This is a genomic window from Ruegeria sp. CL3 (assembly GCF_056536505.1).
In genome coordinates this window covers 161,404-176,813 of the sequence record NZ_JBQFPT010000003.1, presented here as the reverse complement: position 1 = coordinate 176,813, position 15,410 = coordinate 161,404, and the positions used below count along the sequence as shown (strand labels likewise).

The 15,410-nt window shown below is 58.7% G+C and carries 16 protein-coding genes and 1 tRNA gene; 7 read left to right on the top strand and 10 right to left on the bottom strand.

Translation table 11 applies throughout. The features are described from left to right. The first annotated feature begins 20 nt into the window (after nt 1-20). Nucleotides 21-1,148: an aminotransferase class V-fold PLP-dependent enzyme gene (locus ACR0NO_RS05265; protein WP_170704711.1), complete on the top strand. Its 1,128-nt coding sequence runs from the start codon at nt 21-23 to the stop codon at nt 1,146-1,148. Nucleotides 1,149-1,160: 12 nt separating this feature from the next. Here ACR0NO_RS05265 and ACR0NO_RS05260 read toward each other — a convergent pair whose 3' ends face one another. The 3 genes from ACR0NO_RS05260 to ACR0NO_RS05250 form a co-directional block, all read right to left on the bottom strand. Next, complete coding sequence (locus tag ACR0NO_RS05260; protein ID WP_480723216.1) at nt 1,161-2,357, bottom strand: UbiH/UbiF family hydroxylase; 1,197 nt, start codon at nt 2,355-2,357, stop codon at nt 1,161-1,163. A gap of 73 nt (nt 2,358-2,430) precedes the next feature. After that, complete coding sequence (locus tag ACR0NO_RS05255; protein ID WP_480723215.1) at nt 2,431-2,679, bottom strand: hypothetical protein; 249 nt, start codon at nt 2,677-2,679, stop codon at nt 2,431-2,433. Between the two features lie 86 nt (nt 2,680-2,765). Further along, the gene (locus ACR0NO_RS05250; protein ID WP_480723214.1) at nt 2,766-3,410 is read right to left on the bottom strand and encodes a pyrimidine 5'-nucleotidase; all 645 of its coding nucleotides are present in this window, start codon (nt 3,408-3,410) and stop codon (nt 2,766-2,768) included. 101 nt (nt 3,411-3,511) lie between these two features. On the opposite strand from ACR0NO_RS05250, the gene ACR0NO_RS05245 reads away from it, so the two are divergent. Continuing rightward, nucleotides 3,512-4,159: a GntR family transcriptional regulator gene (locus ACR0NO_RS05245; protein ID WP_170470033.1), complete on the top strand. Its 648-nt coding sequence runs from the start codon at nt 3,512-3,514 to the stop codon at nt 4,157-4,159. Between the two features lie 95 nt (nt 4,160-4,254). Here ACR0NO_RS05245 and ACR0NO_RS05240 read toward each other — a convergent pair whose 3' ends face one another. Both ACR0NO_RS05240 and carA read right to left on the bottom strand, forming a co-directional pair. Next, a complete protein-coding gene (locus ACR0NO_RS05240; RefSeq protein ID WP_170677627.1) occupies nt 4,255-6,138 on the bottom strand; it encodes a glycosyltransferase in 1,884 nt (627 codons plus the stop codon). Between the two features lie 95 nt (nt 6,139-6,233). Continuing rightward, nucleotides 6,234-7,400: a glutamine-hydrolyzing carbamoyl-phosphate synthase small subunit gene (gene carA / locus ACR0NO_RS05235; RefSeq protein ID WP_170677629.1), complete on the bottom strand. Its 1,167-nt coding sequence runs from the start codon at nt 7,398-7,400 to the stop codon at nt 6,234-6,236. 182 nt (nt 7,401-7,582) lie between these two features. Here carA and ACR0NO_RS05230 point away from each other — a divergent pair, with 182 nt between their 5' ends. Beyond that, nucleotides 7,583-8,068 carry a GatB/YqeY domain-containing protein gene (locus ACR0NO_RS05230; RefSeq protein WP_170470024.1) on the top strand — a complete coding sequence of 162 codons (486 nt, stop codon included), beginning with the start codon at nt 7,583-7,585 and terminating at the stop codon, nt 8,066-8,068. 12 nt (nt 8,069-8,080) lie between these two features. Here ACR0NO_RS05230 and ACR0NO_RS05225 read toward each other — a convergent pair whose 3' ends face one another. The 3 genes from ACR0NO_RS05225 to ctaD form a co-directional block, all read right to left on the bottom strand. After that, complete coding sequence (locus ACR0NO_RS05225) at nt 8,081-8,572, bottom strand: DUF2244 domain-containing protein (protein WP_480723213.1); 492 nt, start codon at nt 8,570-8,572, stop codon at nt 8,081-8,083. 44 nt (nt 8,573-8,616) lie between these two features. Next, nucleotides 8,617-9,216, bottom strand: coding sequence for a DsbA family protein (locus ACR0NO_RS05220; protein ID WP_480723212.1), 600 nt, complete (start codon nt 9,214-9,216; stop codon nt 8,617-8,619). A gap of 145 nt (nt 9,217-9,361) precedes the next feature. Next, nucleotides 9,362-11,020 carry a cytochrome c oxidase subunit I gene (gene ctaD / locus ACR0NO_RS05215; RefSeq protein ID WP_170376446.1) on the bottom strand — a complete coding sequence of 553 codons (1,659 nt, stop codon included), beginning with the start codon at nt 11,018-11,020 and terminating at the stop codon, nt 9,362-9,364. Nucleotides 11,021-11,327: 307 nt separating this feature from the next. Between ctaD and ACR0NO_RS05210 the strand changes: the two genes are divergently transcribed. After that, the gene (locus ACR0NO_RS05210; RefSeq protein WP_480723211.1) at nt 11,328-11,744 is read left to right on the top strand and encodes an HIT family protein; all 417 of its coding nucleotides are present in this window, start codon (nt 11,328-11,330) and stop codon (nt 11,742-11,744) included. Nucleotides 11,745-12,424: 680 nt separating this feature from the next. Here the strand turns inward: ACR0NO_RS05210 and ACR0NO_RS05205 are convergent. Continuing rightward, nucleotides 12,425-12,511, bottom strand: a tRNA-Leu gene (locus tag ACR0NO_RS05205). A 130-nt stretch (nt 12,512-12,641) separates the two neighbouring features. Here ACR0NO_RS05205 and ACR0NO_RS05200 point away from each other — a divergent pair. Further along, nucleotides 12,642-13,301 (top strand): DsbA family oxidoreductase, encoded by a 660-nt coding sequence (locus tag ACR0NO_RS05200; protein WP_480723210.1) that lies wholly within the window; start codon nt 12,642-12,644, stop codon nt 13,299-13,301. A gap of 39 nt (nt 13,302-13,340) precedes the next feature. After that, nucleotides 13,341-13,997, top strand: coding sequence for a lipoyl(octanoyl) transferase LipB (lipB, locus tag ACR0NO_RS05195; protein ID WP_480723209.1), 657 nt, complete (start codon nt 13,341-13,343; stop codon nt 13,995-13,997). On the opposite strand, the gene ACR0NO_RS05190 is transcribed toward lipB, so the two are convergent. After that, entirely contained in the window at nt 13,994-14,302 is a 309-nt protein-coding gene (locus tag ACR0NO_RS05190) for a DUF6476 family protein (protein WP_170487624.1), read from the bottom strand. The genes lipB and ACR0NO_RS05190 overlap by 4 nt on opposite strands. On the opposite strand from ACR0NO_RS05190, the gene ACR0NO_RS05185 reads away from it, so the two are divergent. Then, entirely contained in the window at nt 14,301-15,335 is a 1,035-nt protein-coding gene (locus ACR0NO_RS05185; protein ID WP_480723208.1) for an RluA family pseudouridine synthase, read from the top strand. The genes ACR0NO_RS05190 and ACR0NO_RS05185 overlap by 2 nt on opposite strands. Nucleotides 15,336-15,410: the final 75 nt, after the last annotated feature.

The following is a 15,410-nucleotide window of genomic DNA, read 5'->3' as shown; positions in this document are numbered from 1 at the left end:
ACTGATTGAAAGGACATCAAATGCCCGCCTTGCTGGATTCCATCGACCCAAATGGCCTGGAAGAATTTTCGGTTGTGTTCACGGACCGATCCCTGAATCACATGTCTGCGAGCTTTCAGCAGGTGATGCGCGATATCTCGGGCATGCTGAAGCAGGTCTACAATGCGGATGGCGTTGCCATAATCCCGGGTGGTGGCACCTATGGGATGGAGGCCGTGGCCCGTCAATTTGCCCGTGATGCCAATGTCTTGGTGGTGCGCAACGGGTGGTTTTCCTACCGTTGGAGCCAGATCATCGAAAACGGAGCTCTGACCGGATCAGTCACGGTGATGAAGGCGCGCGAGACTGGCAATGACAGCCCGTCGCCATTTGCGCCCGCACCGATTGACGATGTGGTTGCCGCGATCCGCGAGCAGCGCCCGGATGTGGTGTTTGCCCCGCATGTGGAAACCTCGGCCGGGGTGATTCTACCGGATGACTATGTTTCGGCCATGGCCGCAGCCGCGCATGAGGTCGGCGCGCTGATGGTTCTGGATTGCATCGCGTCGGGTTGCGTTTGGGTCGACATGAAAGCCACCGGCGTCGATGTTCTGATCTCAGCCCCGCAAAAAGGGTGGAGCGCGTCGCCTTGTGCCGGTCTGGTCATGCTGTCCGAACGAGCTGAGGCGCGGTTGCAGGACACTCAGTCCGACAGTTTTGCCATTGATCTCAAGAAGTGGCGGCAGATCATGCAGGCCTATGAGGACGGCGGTCACGCCTATCACGCGACCATGCCAACCGACGCGCTGCGCGCGTTCCGCGATACCATGGCCGAGACGCAGGACTACGGCTTTGAAAAACTGCGTGAGGCGCAATGGGCCTTGGGCAATGGCGTGCGCGCGATGCTGAAAGACAAGGGCATCGTTTCGGTGGCGGCCGACGGATTTGGCGCTCCGGGCGTTGTGGTCAGCTATACGGCCGATCCCGAGATCCAGAACGGCAAGAAATTCGCCGCTTTGGGGATGCAGATCGCGGCTGGCGTGCCTCTGCAATGTGATGAGCCTGCCGGGTTCAGCACCTTCCGGCTGGGTCTGTTCGGTCTCGACAAACTCTATGACGTCGATGGTACGATTGCGCGTTTGAAGCGCGTGTTGGATCAGGTTCTGTAAGCCACTGGGGCCTCAGCGCATGCCGAGGCCCATCTGCATCAAAGTCTTGCGCACCGGCGCCATGGAATAAAGCGCGTTCAGGCCCATGGCGCGCGCGTCCCTCAGGGGTCGCGCCTCAAGCATCGAGGTGCGGTTCAGAAGGTCGATCCCCTTCACCCGCAGCTCGATCTCGGCATGGCGGGCCTTGTGGTAGGCCTCTAGCATCTGTGCGTCACCCAGACCATCGGGGCGGGCCTGTGCAAGGTCCAGCAGAGTCCGCAGATCGCCCAATGACATGTTCAGACCCTGCGCGCCGATGGGCGGCACGACATGGGCGGCTTCGGCCATCAGGGCAATACGTTCACCCGACAACCGCTCAGCCGATTGGCTGATGATCGGCCAGATCGTGCGGCGTGAGGCCAGCTTCAAAGGTCCGAACAACCGGCAAGAGCGTTCTGTCATCGCGGCCCCAAAAGCCTCGGCGTCGAGGTTCAGCAGTTCGACAGCGCGCGGGCCGCGCTCCATCCAGACAATGGCCGACGATGGCTGACCCTGCCAATCGGGCAAGGGCACCAAGGTGAATGGCCCGCCAGAACGGTGGATCTCGGTCGAGACATTCTCATGCGCAATGGGGTGTGTCACCGCAAAGGCCAGGGCCTTTTGACCGTAACGCGTGGTGTGAACGGAAATCCCGGCGGCTTCGCGCATCGGTGAGTTGCGACCGTCTGCGGCGATCACCAGCTTGCAGCGGATACGGCTGCCGTCGCTCAGCCCCACTCGGGCCTCGGCGGTACGAGTGAACAGGCTGACCGTCGCGGTGCCAGGACGGAAATCGACATTGGGCAGCTCGGACAGGCGCGCGACCATCTCGCGCCGCAGCAGCCAGTTGGGCAGGTTCCAGCCAAAAGGTTGCTCGGAAATGTCCGAGGCGTTGAAGTCCCGCACGACGCGCGGTTCGGGAATGTCTCCGCCTGCGTCAACGATCCGCATGACTTGCAGCGGTGCGGCGTGGCTGTCCAGCCGGTCCCACACTCCGCATTGTTCCAGCAAAATGCGGGAGGGTTGCAGAAACGCGGTGGTCCGCAGGTCAGAGCCATCCACGTCGCGTTCGGTGATTGGCGGTGTCGGGTCCACGCAGACCACGTTGAACCCAGCGGCGCCAAATGCGGCGGCAGCGGTCAGCCCGGCGATGCCGCCGCCGGAAATCAGGATGTCACAGCTGTCAGTCATGGCGCATTCTCCGTTCTCGGCAAAACCTAGTTCGGTTCATGCCTCTGCGCCAAGCGACATCCTGTCCCGCGTGTCAGCCCCGCGAAATCAGGATGAGGACCAGAAACATCATCGGAACCATCATCAATGCAGGGATGTATAGGCCCGGCAGACCAAACAGCAATGCCGAACAACCCCACATGCTGACAATCGCAACAGCGGTATAGCCCAGATCCTCGGGGCGGCCATCGGCCACGTCGCGGGCCATCCAGCCAAAGAGGGGAATTGCAAAGAGAAGGCGCTGCCAAATCGGCAGGCGCTGCGGCATCATGGTCACTGTCATCGGGTTCTCCGTTCTGTTCGTCGCAGACCGGCATATAGGGGTGATTTTGCAGCTGCAGAATATACAGATCGTCGCAGTGTGACAGCCTATCGCAGGCGGGCGAGGAAGGCGGTCAGATCGTCGGTGTGGTGGTGGATATGATCGGCATCATGCGGGTCGGGTGCGACATGAACCGTGCGCATTCCCATCTCATGCGGGGCGGCCAGATTGCGCGGGTCGTCTTCGAACATTGCGGCGGTTTCAGCTGTGATTCCGTCCTGTGCAAAGATTGCCTCGAACGCGGCCTTTTCGGGTTTGGGTCGATATCCGGCGTGTTCGACCCCGTAGATGGCATCGAATAGACCGGTCAGCCCACGCGCTTCAAGGACACGCTCGGCATAAGGCGCGCTGCCATTGGTGTAGACGATGCGGCGACCGGGCAGGGCGCGGATATGGTCAGCCAGTTCGGAGTCTGGGTTCATATGGCTCAGGTCGACTTGGTGAACCGCGTGTAGATAAGGGTCAGGGTCCAAATCATGTTCGGCCATCAAACCGGCCAAAGTGGTTCCGTATTCACGCCAATAGTGCCCGCGCAGACGGTCAGCCTCAGCCCGGTCGACACCGATGGCTTGCACGACGTAGTCCGTCATCAACACCTCGATCTGATCGAACAGGCGCATCTGTGGCGGGTAGAGGGTGTTGTCCAGATCGAACACCCATTGTGTGACGTGGCTGAAGGACGGTTTAACCATGCCCTTGGGTGTAGGGCGCTGCGGGCGGGTTTTCAATGCCGCACTTGATTGCAGGCGGTCAGGACGGATAGACAGGTTCGAACGAGGAGACCAATCGCCCCATGCCCCAATCCAGACACCCCAGCAAAGACGCGTATACGCTGATACTCGACGCCATAGACGTCGGTATCTACAAGCCCGGAGATCGTCTGGTCGAAAGCGAGTTGGCCGAACGGTTCGGCGTATCCCGCACCCCCATTCGCGAGGCGCTGCAACGTCTTGAAACGCAGTCTCTGCTGGAGCGGGACGGGCGGTCGCTGATCGTGGCCTCGCTGAACCACAACCAGATGGCCGAGCTTTACATCGTGCGGCGCGAGTTGGAGGGGCTGGCCGCAAGTCTCGCGGCCAAACATGCGACCGAGGAAGAAATTCGCGTGTTGCAAGAGATGGTCGCCGAGGATGATGCGCTGGTCGATGATCCGGCGGCGTTGTCGCGGGCGAATCGACGGTTTCACGAGCAGATCCATTTGGCCTCACACAACCGCTATCTGGTGCAGCAACTGGACCTTGTGCATCGCACCATGGCGTTGATGGCAACCACGTCTCTGGCGGCGCAAGGGCGCAGTGAAATTGCGCAGAGCGAACATAAGGGTATCGTCGAAGCCATCGCCGCGCGCGACGAAGAGGGCGCGGCGAAAGCGCTGAAAGAGCATATCTCGGTCGCGTTCATGACCCGTTTGAAGCAGGATGCGATCCGGCGCGACGGCTAAAGCGTTTTGCGTTTTTCTCAGGTAAAGTTATCGAAATGCGCGTTCGACCGTAGGGAGAGGCAGCGTATTTCGATTCAAATCAAACGCAAAGCGATCTAGGCGTCCTGCGGCGGCAGGTCCTCTGAGGCCTGCCCGTGTTGGGTTTTGTCCCAGAAGAACGGTTTGGCGGCCAGCTCCCACAGTGCTTTGTAGGCCGCCACCACCCCCAGTGGGAAATATAGGATCATCGTTGGCACCCACGGAAGCAGAAAGCGCCGCTCTTTCGCCCAGACGGCGATGACGCCGATGATGAAGTTCAACGCTTCTGCGGCCAAAAACAGCCAGATCAGGGTTTTGAAGGTCTGCATCGGGATCACCTGAAGGAACGGGTTGTTCAGCCCCAGCGTGGTCAGCCAGAACATCCACAAGACGGGGGCCAGCAAAAACTGCCCGACCGTACCCATGAAAAACGCCTGAATGCCGATGAATTTCAGCGGCCCCAGATCCCGCAGCAGGCGCAGCGGCGCGCGCATATGGACAAGGTAGGTGACCATGAACCCTTTGAGCCAGCGCGAGCGTTGCTTGACCCACGGCCAGGCGCGAAAGTTGGCCTCTTCAAAGGTGGCGGTGTTCACGATCTCGGTCCGGTAGCCGGCGCGGCAGAGGCGAACGCCCAGATCGGCATCCTCGGTTACGTTGTGGGCGTCCCATCCGCCAAGCTCCAGCAGCTTGTCGCGGCGAAAGAAAAAGGTCGTGCCGCCCAGAGGGATCACGAACCCCAGTTTGGCGATCCCCGGGAGAATGACGCGGAACCAGCTGTTGTATTCGATGGTAAAGCAGCGAGAGCGCCAGTTGGTGCGCGGGTTGTAGTAATCCAGCGCGCCTTGAAGGCAGACAACTTCGGGCGCGGCTTGCGTGAAGTGATCAACGACCCGCTCAATTTGGTCGGGTTGGGGGGCATCTTCGGCATCCCAGACGCCCAGAATTTCGCCCCGACAGAAATCCAAAGCGTAGTTCATGGCGCGAGGTTTGGTGGTCAGTCCGTTTAGTTCGGGCACTTCGACAGTGCGGATCCAACTGGGCAGGTCAACCTTTGACAATGTATCTCGCGTGACATCGTCCTTTTCCTCCAGCACCAAAATCACGTCTAACAGCGCCTTGGGGTAGGTTAAGCGTTGAAGGCGACGGATCAGCGCTCCTGCGATCTCACGCTCTTTGTACAAAGGAACCATGATCGACACGCAGGGTTGTCGCAGAGCGGTCACCGGTGAAGAGGGGGCGGGCTGCGGGCGCAGCCTTTGGTGGGCAAAAGCCAAGAGGCCTGAGAACCGCATGATCATGAACAACAGCAGCGACACCACAGCCGCCGTCGCCAGAATGGCCATTCCCGTCAACGGAAACGAAACGAAAGCCAGCAACGCCAGCACCACTATGCTCGCGCTGCGGGTCCGGCTCCAAGCGGTCCAGGTACGGCAGCTTTGATCCTTGGTCACGCGGGCCTCGGCATTTTGAGCCAACTGGTCGGAGAAGATCTGGGCTATCGAGCAGTCGATCTGATCGGCAGCGGCGACAACCGGAACGATGGTCAAGTCGCAGCCCGCCATTTCGGCGGACACAGTGGCAAAGCGATCCGGGCGCGCGGTGGCGACAAACAGAAATGGACCGATCCGCAACCACGGGATCACATTGTGCCGCAACCAGAACTCCATCGGTTTGAGAGTGCTTAGCTCGGCCGACGGCGGGGTTTGGGCCAGGTCGGCGATCTGCAGATTGGTTTGCGCGGACAAAGCGGCCAGAACATCCTTGCGGCTGGCCCAGCCTTCGCTCACCAGAATTTCTCCGAGCGGAGCGTTCTGGCGGACCTGAAGGTCCAACGCGTGATCCAACTGGTCCTGCGTGATCACTCCGGCATCAACCAGACATGCCCCTACGGGTTTGCGAAGCTCAGGCGACGGGATCGGATCTGTTGCTGAGATTTGTTGTGCGTTCAAATCAACCATAAAAGAAAAAACCCCGACGCCTTTTGTTGGCGTCAGGGTTGAACGACTAAGGTTAACGCGCGGTTAACTCTGATAAACACACGGAATTTTGGTGTTTATGCCTGTGCTTTTGCGTCCGCCATTGCGCTGGAAAAACGCTCGAACAGATAGAAACTGTCCTGCGGTCCGGGGGAGGCCTCGGGGTGGTATTGAACCGAATACACCGGGCGGTCGGTCATACGGATGCCGCAGTTGGAGCCGTCAAACAACGAACGGTGCGTTTCAACCACGCCGTCGGGCAGCGACTGCGCGTCGACCGCAAATCCGTGGTTCATCGAGGTGATCTCGACCTTGCCGGTTTCCAGATCCTTGACCGGGTGGTTCGCGCCGTGGTGGCCGTGGTTCATCTTGACGGTCTGCCCGCCAAGCGCCAAGGCCAGCATCTGGTGACCGAGGCAAATACCGAACACCGGCAGCTTGGTGGTGTCGAGGATCTCCTTGATCATCGGTACGGCATATTCGCCTGTGGCCGCCGGATCGCCGGGGCCGTTGGACAGGAACACGCCATCAGGCTCATGGGCCAGAACCTCGGCCGCTGTCGCGGTTGCTGGCAGAACGGTCACGTCACATCCGGCCGACGCCAGGCAGCGCAGGATGTTGCGCTTTGCGCCAAAATCAAGGGCGACAACCTTGTGGGCAGGGGCCTCTTGCCGCTGGTAGCCGTCTGGCCAGGCCCAACGCATCTCATCCCAGCGGTAGCTTTGGGCGCAGGTGACGTCTTTCGCGAGATCCATCCCTTCAAGCCCGGCAAAGCCGCGTGCGGCGGACACCAGCGCTTCGATATCGAAGTTACCTTCGGGGTCGTGGGCCAATGCGACATGCGGCGCACCCTGCTGGCGGATTGCGCGGGTAAGGCGGCGGGTGTCGATGCCACCGATCGCGATACGGCCACGACGCTCCAGCCAGCCCTTCAGCTCTTCAGCCGAGCGCCAGTTTGACGGCTCTGTCGGGTCCCATTTGACGACCATGCCCGCAGCAACCGGATCACCGGTTTCGTCGTCTTCGGGGTTCACGCCGACATTGCCGATATGCGGGAAGGTGAAGGTGACAATCTGCCCGGCATAAGAGGGGTCGGTCATGATCTCTTGATAACCGGTCATGGCAGTGTTGAAGCACAGCTCGGCCACGGTCTGTCCCGTGGCGCCGAAGCCCATTCCGTAGAACAAAGTTCCGTCGGCCAAAGCCAGACATGCGGTGGGCTTGGACGGGGCGTTCTGGGCCATAGCGCAACTCTCCTGCAGGTAAATCGGCGCATACCTAAGGGGGTTATACGTTCGGGTCAAGTCTGATCATTTTTTAGGCTATTATTGTTTTTCAATAGCTTACTGGTATTCGCCCCCTGTTGTATCACGCTTTTTGTTTGGATATGTTCGGGGTTCCTTTGTCATGGGGATGGACAAACCATATGGACATGCGATCACGGGTGAATGCCGCCCTGAAGCAAGCGATGAAAGACAAGGCAGCTGAAAGGTTGTCGACTCTGCGGTTGATCAATGCTGCGATCAAGGATCGCGATATCGCCGCGCGCGGCTCGCAAAACGAAGAGGCCAAGGGCTGCGGTGACGCCGAGGTTCTTGAAATACTTGGTAAAATGACCAAGCAGCGAAAGGAAAGCGCCCGCGCCTATGAAGAGGGCGGACGTCTGGATCTGGCGGAACGGGAATTGCTGGAAGTCTCGGTGATCGAGGAATTCCTGCCCAAGCAATTGGATGAAGATGAGGTCTCGAAAGCGATTCAGACCGCGATCACTGCGACCGGAGCGGGCTCGATCCGCGATATGGGGAAGGTGATGGGCGAGTTGAAGACGCGCTACACCGGTCAGATGGATTTCGGCAAGGTCGGTCCGATGGTCAAAGACCATCTGTGTTCCGCCTCGAACGGCGACTGCTAAGGCTGAACCACTTTACTGCGCGGCTGGTCCGCGCAGTTTTGCTATCAGGTCGTCATAGAGGGTGATCCGTTCATCCTCGGAAAGAAACGCGCCAATCTCGACCTCGCGACCGGCTCCGATCAGGGTCACGTAGTGCGGCACCGGCCCACCGGTTTCGTGCATCTCGGGGCGGGCCCAATACCTGTTGCAATACCATTCCTGCCTCTGTTTTCCCGGAGATTGATGGACCAGACGCGCCTGTGAGCCGCTGAGGGTCAGAACCTCGACCGCGCTGCGCGCTCGGTAGTTCGTCTGGATCGCGAGCCACAGGCCCAGAACTGTCAGCAACAGGAAGGGCAGCAACCCCCACAGGACAACCGAGCCCAGCATGGCCAGAATGGGAATAAGGCCGAACGTGAAGACCGACAGGATCACGATCATCGCGCCGCGCGGGGGCAATGAGTTATGCGGCCAGAGGCGCAATTCCTGTTCGGTGTCCGAGGTATGATTCCATTGATAGGGCATAGTGGAAAACTAGCGCAAAGTTATGTGCTGTCTAAGGCTAAAGATCACACGACGTGGCCAACCCGGACCCAAGACAGCGCATCGTCCAATCTGTCATCGCCCCAGAAAACCTCGCCCCGTACGACAAGGCTAGGTGCGCCAAAAACCCCGAGGCGTTTTGCTTGTTCGGTTTCAGCCTCTAGCGCCGCGACGGAATCGCGGCTGCGCGCGCGGGAAAGGACAAGGCGGGGATCTTGCTGGCACCGCAAAAGGGCCTCGGACAGAGCGGTCTCGCTGCCCGCCTCGACGCCGTCTTCAAACCAGATCCGATAGAGGTTCTGAGTGAAATCCTTACCCCAACCCTCACTCATCCCGAGTAGGGCGATCTGATTGGCCAGAGGCAGGTCCGAAATAGGGTAGGGCGCGGGCAGTTTGGCATGGATGTGATACTTGGCCGCCCGGCGTTCGACATCGCGCCACATATAGGCAGATTTCACCGGCTTGCCGGCAAAGGGTACGTTCTGCTGTTCGGACATCACGCTGCGCACGTTGAACGGACGCCAACGCACAGAGGTATCGTTCTCAGTGCACCAATCATCAAGGCGCATGACCGTCAGAAAGCTGTATGTGCTGCCGATCGAATACCAAAAGTCAATTTCGGGCATCTGGACCCTCCCCGGATTGCCGGATGAGTTTCCCTTACCAGAATAGCCTATTTTGCCCGATCTGGCGATGTGTTGTTCCAAAAGGTAAGCGCGCAAAGAAAAACCCCGCCGGGATGGCGGGGTTTCTTTGTTTTTCAGTTAGGGGTTAGTGCGCGTGGCCTTTGTCCCAGTCTTCCTGCTTTGGCAGCTGCTCGAACGTGTGCTCGGGCGGCGGCGTCGGCAGGGTCCATTCCAGCGTATCCGCGTACTCGTTCCACGGGTTCGGACGTGTTTCCTTTGCGCCGCGGAAGAGGGCGTAGAACACGATGCCGAAGAACAGCAGGAACGAAGCGAAGGACACGAATGCACCGATCGACGACACGAAGTTCCACTGAGCGAACGCCTCAGGGTAGTCGATATAGCGGCGCGGCATGCCCTGACGGCCCAGGAAGTGCTGCGGGAAGAAGGTCAGGTTCGCGCCGATGAAGAACATCCAGAAGTGGATCTTGCCCCAGAACTCGGAATACTGGCGGCCTGTCATCTTCGAGAAGTAGAAGTAGACGCCAGCGAAGATCGCAAAGACGGCACCCAAGCTCATCACATAGTGGAAGTGTGCCACTACGTAGTAGGTGTCGTGATAGGCACGGTCGATACCAGCCTGCGACAGAACCACACCGGTCACACCGCCAACGGTGAACAGGAACAGGAAGCCGAAGGCGAACAGCATCGGTGTCTTGAACTCGATCGAGCCGCCCCACATGGTCGCGATCCACGAGAAGACCTTAACACCAGTCGGAACCGCAATGACCATAGTGGCCAGCATGAAATAGGCCTGCTGACGCAGCGACATGCCAACGGTGTACATGTGGTGCGCCCATACGACGAAGCCCAGAACACCGATCGCGATGATTGCCCAGACCATCGGCAGGTAACCGAAGATCGGCTTGCGCGCGAAGGTCGCGATCACGTGGCTGATGATGCCGAAACCGGGCAGGATCACGATGTACACTTCCGGGTGGCCGAAGAACCACAGGATGTGCTGATACAGGATCGGGTCACCGCCACCGGCTGGATCAAAGAAGGTGAAGCCGAAGTTGCGGTCCATCAGCAGCATGGTGATTGCGCCTGCCAGAACCGGCAGCGACAGCAGAATCAGCCACGAAGTGACAAAGATCGACCAGCTGAACAGCGGCACCTTGAACAGGGTCATGCCCGGGGCACGCATGTTCAGGAAGGTTGTGATCATGTTGATCGCGCCCAGAATCGATGACGCCCCCGAGACGTGAACGGCGAAGATCGCAAGGTCCATGGACATGCCGCCCTCGGTCGTGGACAACGGCGGGTAAAGAACCCAGCCCACGCCTGAACCCAACTGGTCGTTACCGCCGGGGCTGAGCAGCGAGGCCACACCCAGAGAGGTACCAGCGACGTACAGCCAGAAGGACAAGTTGTTCATCCGCGGGAACGCCATATCCGGCGCACCGATCTGCAACGGCATGAAATAGTTGCCAAATCCGCCGAACAGGGCAGGGATGACAACGAAGAACATCATCAGAACACCGTGATAGGTGATCATCACGTTCCACAGATGGCCGTTAGGTGTACATGGATCGGCCATGAAGCCTTCCAGGCACATGTACTGAACACCGGGGTGCATCAGCTCAAGCCGCATGTAAACGGTCATCGCCACCGAGATGAACCCGGCGATAGCCGAGAAGATCAGGTAGAGAATCCCGATGTCCTTGTGGTTGGTCGACATGAACCAGCGCTGAAAGAACGAGCGCTCGTCTTCATGATCGTGGCCATGAATGGCTGCGTCTGCCATTTTAGGTGCCTCCTGTTGCAACTACGCCGCGCAACCAGACCTCTCCGGTGCGCGGGATTACTGCTGGTTTTAGATTGCGTTGAGGTTGCCTTCAATGGCCGAGTTTGATCTGGATCAAGAATAATTGTCGCGGGCAGAGCGCTGCGCCGCGAATTCAGATCATGAGTGGCTCGAATCTGGCTATTTCATTTCTTCTTTCAAGAGGTCGCGCAGGTTCGTTGGCCTGAATCGGCCGAGTTCCGCCTTGACCGACGCACGTTCGAACCGCAGAACTCCTTTGAACCCATTGCAAATTCAGAGGCCCGACATGTCAGCATATGATCCGGACAATATTTTCGCCAAAATCCTGCGCGGCGAAATCCCCTCGACCCGCGTTTACGAAGATGATGAGACGCTGGCGTTCATGGACATCATGCCTCGTGCCGATGGTCATCTGCTGGTCATCCCGAAAACCCCGTGCCGTAATTTGCTGGACGCCACGCCCGAGCAGTTGAATGCCGTTATGGCGACCGTTCAGAAACTGGCCCGCGCTGCCAAGCGGGCGTTTGACGCCGGTGGGGTGACCATTCAGCAGTTCAACGAAGCCGCAGGCGGGCAGGAGGTCTTCCACCTGCATTTCCACATTCTGCCTCGGCATGAAGGTGAACCCTTGCGCGCACCCGGCAAGATGGGAGATTTCGAAGCGATTGCCAAACACGCCGAGCTGATCAAGGCGGCGCTCTAGCTCTCGGCGATGCGTGAATTCGGGGATCGGGCCGTCCGAACTGCCTTAAGCATAGCCCGGAAACGAAATTGCCGTTCCGATTTGGGGTCGGAACGGCAGACTCGTACTCATACACATTGCGGATCACCGGAGCAGATCCGGGTTACCGGTTAACATACCACTCACTCAAGACTGGTAGGACAATGTTACTCTTTAACCGGGCGAATGTATGCCGGTTTAGTGGAATTTGGTTAAGCTTTTACTTAAATGGCCACAATTGCTGTCGAATATTGCAGTGTTGAAATGACCTATGGCTGCAGCTTGGAAACAGAGGGGCGCGTGCGTAGGGATTGTACGTGGATTTGGGCGCCTCAGCGATTCGATCAAGGCATTTGATGCGCTAGGCTCAGGACCAATAGCCAATAGGAAAAGAGTCCGACGAACGCGGTTGCGGACAGGAATGCCTTGGGGCGCTTGTCTTACCTTAATGCCACGCGCCGCAAGTCCTTCAGCCTTCTAAACAAGATCGCGTATCTGGGTGCCTGGGACAACCTTCTTGGAGTTAAAGTCGTTTTGTTGTGCGACACTCAGAAAACAAAGGCGCTGCAATGGTGATCCGTCAAAGACGGACGAAAAGCTACTCTCAAGTTACTTAGAATAGTCGTGAAATTGAGGGGAAACAGCCAAGCTATTGTTTTTGTTGGTGCGGTCGAGAAGACTCGAACTTCCACGGGAGTTACCCCACAGCGACCTCAACGCTGCGCGTCTACCAATTCCGCCACGACCGCACTGCCAATGACTTGGTAGCGCGGCGTATAGACCCTTGGAACACGGATGTGAAGAGGCAAAAGAGCGTTGGTTTAAATTCAGTACCGGCATTCATATCTGTATCAGCCAACCACCCTGTAGGAGCCCGCGATGACCACCCCGGATACCCGCCCCGTTGTTCAGATTGATGTTGTCTCTGATGTCGTATGCCCCTGGTGTATCGTCGGCTTCAAACAGCTTGATCAGGCGTTGCAGCAGCAAAACGTACTCGCGCGGCTCAGGTGGCACCCGTTCGAGCTGAACCCGCAGATGCCAGCCGAAGGGCAGAACCTGCGCGAACACATCATGGAGAAATACGGCAGCACAGCCGAGCAAAGCGAACAGGCGCGCGAGCGGTTGACTTCGATTGGGGCAGAGCTTGGCTTTGCCTTCAATTTCACCGACGACAGCCGCATGGTGAATACGTTCCAGGCGCATCAGTTGTTGGACTGGGCCGAGGGGCAGGGGCGGCAGCATCCGCTGAAACTGGCGCTCTTTAAAGCGTATTTTACGGATCAAAAGGATGTCTCTGACATCGATGTTCTTGCAGACGCGGCTAAGGCTGCCGGGTTGGACCCGCAAGCCGCGCGTTCGGCTTTGGCATCCGGGGATCATCAGGCCTCGGTGCGGGAGAAACAGCAATTCTGGACCAGTCGCGGGATTTCCGGCGTGCCTTCGATGGTGTTCGCCGGGAAATACCTGACCACAGGGGCGCAAGGGGTCGAGACATACGCCAATGTCCTCAAGCAATGTCTGGAAGAGGCCGCGTGACCTCTTTCCCCCAACCGACCGGCACGGTATGAGGCAAGCATGGAATGGAAGATCTCAGACGGGCTGACCGACTACCAAGAGGCCGTCGCCTTTATGGAGGCACGCGTAGCGGCTATTGCTGCAGGCGAGGCCGAGGAATGCGTTTGGTTGCTCGAACACCCGCCTCTTTACACGGCAGGTACGTCTGCGCGACCCGAGGATCTGACTGACCCTGACCGGTTCCCTGTCTATGAGAGCAAGCGCGGCGGGGAATACACCTATCACGGCCCCGGTCAGCGCGTCGCCTACGTCATACTCGACTTGAACAAGCGAGGCCGCGATGTGCGCCTATTCGTTAAACAGCTCGAAACCTGGGTGATCGCCGCATTGGATGAGTTCAACGTCAAAGGCGAGATTCGCGACGGGCGCGTTGGCGTGTGGGTGCAGCGAGACGACAAACCGCTGACAATCACCGGACAACCCGCGGAAGACAAGATCGCCGCTATTGGTCTGCGCCTGCGCAAATGGGTCAGCTTTCACGGCATCTCGATCAATGTTGAGCCTGAGCTGGACCATTTCTCGGGCATTGTGCCCTGCGGCATTCGGGAGCACGGCGTGACATCGCTGGTTGACTTGGGGTTGCCGGTTACCATGGCAGATGTGGATACTGCCCTGCAAAAGACCTTTGCGGAAGTCTTCGAACAAGCCGACGCCTAGGGTTCCAGCACTATTTCTTGCCGCAGTTTCGCAGTGGTTTTGTCGAAGATCAGGATGCGGTTGTCGTCAGTAACGACGGCATACCAGTTGTTCCCGATCGTCACGGCTTGTGCCTTCGCACCATCCGGCAGCTCGATCTGATCGGGTAGGGTCGGGGTTCGGTCCGATAGCCGGATGACAATCAGTGCGAATGTCACTAGAACCCCGCCAATCATCACCGCGGTCAGCAACATGACCATGCGTCGAAGCAGCCTCAGTTGCGGCGTTTCCTGCGGTTCTTCTTGGGGTTCGGAAGGGACAGTCATGGGCACCCGGCAGGTTGAGTTTCAGATCGCGGCCGCTCCGCCGCCTCGCCTTGATAAGGCGCTTTCGCGGGATGTGCCAGCCGAGGAAAACCTGTCGCGCACCCGTCTGTCCCGTTTGATCGAAGAGGGCTCGGTTCTGGTCGAGGGCACTGAGGTGCGCGATCCGAAGGCCAAGGTGGCGGAAGGCGCCACGGTGGTCATCACGGTTTCAGAGGCCGAAGACAGCCATATCGGCCCCGAGGATATCCCGCTGGACGTGGTCTTCGAGGATGACGACCTGATTGTGGTGAATAAACCTGCGGGGATGGTCGTGCATCCTGCGCCGGGCTCGCCGAGTGGAACGCTCGTGAATGCGCTGCTTCATCATTGCGGGGCAGACTTATCCGGGGTCGGCGGGGTCAAACGACCCGGCATTGTCCACCGGATCGACAAGGAAACCAGTGGGCTTCTAGTGGTCGCCAAGTCGGATGCAGCTCATCACGGGCTTGCGGCGCAATTCGAGGCGCATAGTGTTGAACGCTACTACCGAGCGGTTTGCTACGGGGTGCCGGATGCCAATGATCCGCGCTTGCGGGGTGTCAAAGGTGTCAGTTTCGAGCCGGGCAATATCATGCGCCTGACCACTCAGCTTGCCCGACACAAGACCGACCGTCAGAAACAGGCGGTTCTGTTTCACGGAGGGCGGTACGCGGTGACGCGTGCGCGTGTGGTTGAAACATTTGGTGCCCCGGCAGGGCTCGCGCTAATCGAATGCTGGCTGGAAACAGGGCGCACCCATCAGATTCGCGTGCACATGGCCCATGCAGGCCATGGTCTGGTCGGTGATCCGGTTTATGGCGGCAAACGTAAATTGGCGGCCAAAGTGTTCAGTGCGGCAACTTCTGAGGCCGTACGCGCCTTTCCGCGTCAGGCGTTGCATGCCGCCGTATTGGGCTTTGAACACCCGGTAACAGGCGAAAACCTTCGATTTGAAGCTGATCTGCCGCGGGACATGCAGGACCTGATTGAAACGCTGCGCACCCCTCTGTCATAATATGCAAACTCCTGTGAGTAAGAGTTTCTTAGCTTTCCTTTACCCAAGCTTAATTTCAAACTGTTAACGGTACCT

What these genes read in the sequence shown, in the direction of transcription:
- ACR0NO_RS05265 (WP_170704711.1), top strand. Translation starts at nt 21, where the DNA reads ATGCCCGCCTTGCTGGATTCCATCGACCCAAATGGCCTGGAAGAATTT.
- ACR0NO_RS05260 (WP_480723216.1), bottom strand. Translation starts at nt 2,357, where the DNA reads ATGACTGACAGCTGTGACATCCTGATTTCCGGCGGCGGCATCGCCGGG.
- ACR0NO_RS05255 (WP_480723215.1), bottom strand. Translation starts at nt 2,679, where the DNA reads ATGACAGTGACCATGATGCCGCAGCGCCTGCCGATTTGGCAGCGCCTT.
- ACR0NO_RS05250 (WP_480723214.1), bottom strand. Translation starts at nt 3,410, where the DNA reads ATGGTTAAACCGTCCTTCAGCCACGTCACACAATGGGTGTTCGATCTG.
- ACR0NO_RS05245 (WP_170470033.1), top strand. Translation starts at nt 3,512, where the DNA reads ATGCCCCAATCCAGACACCCCAGCAAAGACGCGTATACGCTGATACTC.
- ACR0NO_RS05240 (WP_170677627.1), bottom strand. Translation starts at nt 6,138, where the DNA reads ATGGTTGATTTGAACGCACAACAAATCTCAGCAACAGATCCGATCCCG.
- carA (WP_170677629.1), bottom strand. Translation starts at nt 7,400, where the DNA reads ATGGCCCAGAACGCCCCGTCCAAGCCCACCGCATGTCTGGCTTTGGCC.
- ACR0NO_RS05230 (WP_170470024.1), top strand. Translation starts at nt 7,583, where the DNA reads ATGGACATGCGATCACGGGTGAATGCCGCCCTGAAGCAAGCGATGAAA.
- ACR0NO_RS05225 (WP_480723213.1), bottom strand. Translation starts at nt 8,572, where the DNA reads ATGCCCTATCAATGGAATCATACCTCGGACACCGAACAGGAATTGCGC.
- ACR0NO_RS05220 (WP_480723212.1), bottom strand. Translation starts at nt 9,216, where the DNA reads ATGCCCGAAATTGACTTTTGGTATTCGATCGGCAGCACATACAGCTTT.
- ctaD (WP_170376446.1), bottom strand. Translation starts at nt 11,020, where the DNA reads ATGGCAGACGCAGCCATTCATGGCCACGATCATGAAGACGAGCGCTCG.
- ACR0NO_RS05210 (WP_480723211.1), top strand. Translation starts at nt 11,328, where the DNA reads ATGTCAGCATATGATCCGGACAATATTTTCGCCAAAATCCTGCGCGGC.
- ACR0NO_RS05200 (WP_480723210.1), top strand. Translation starts at nt 12,642, where the DNA reads ATGACCACCCCGGATACCCGCCCCGTTGTTCAGATTGATGTTGTCTCT.
- lipB (WP_480723209.1), top strand. Translation starts at nt 13,341, where the DNA reads ATGGAATGGAAGATCTCAGACGGGCTGACCGACTACCAAGAGGCCGTC.
- ACR0NO_RS05185 (WP_480723208.1), top strand. Translation starts at nt 14,301, where the DNA reads ATGGGCACCCGGCAGGTTGAGTTTCAGATCGCGGCCGCTCCGCCGCCT.
- ACR0NO_RS05190 (WP_170487624.1), bottom strand. Translation starts at nt 14,302, where the DNA reads ATGACTGTCCCTTCCGAACCCCAAGAAGAACCGCAGGAAACGCCGCAA.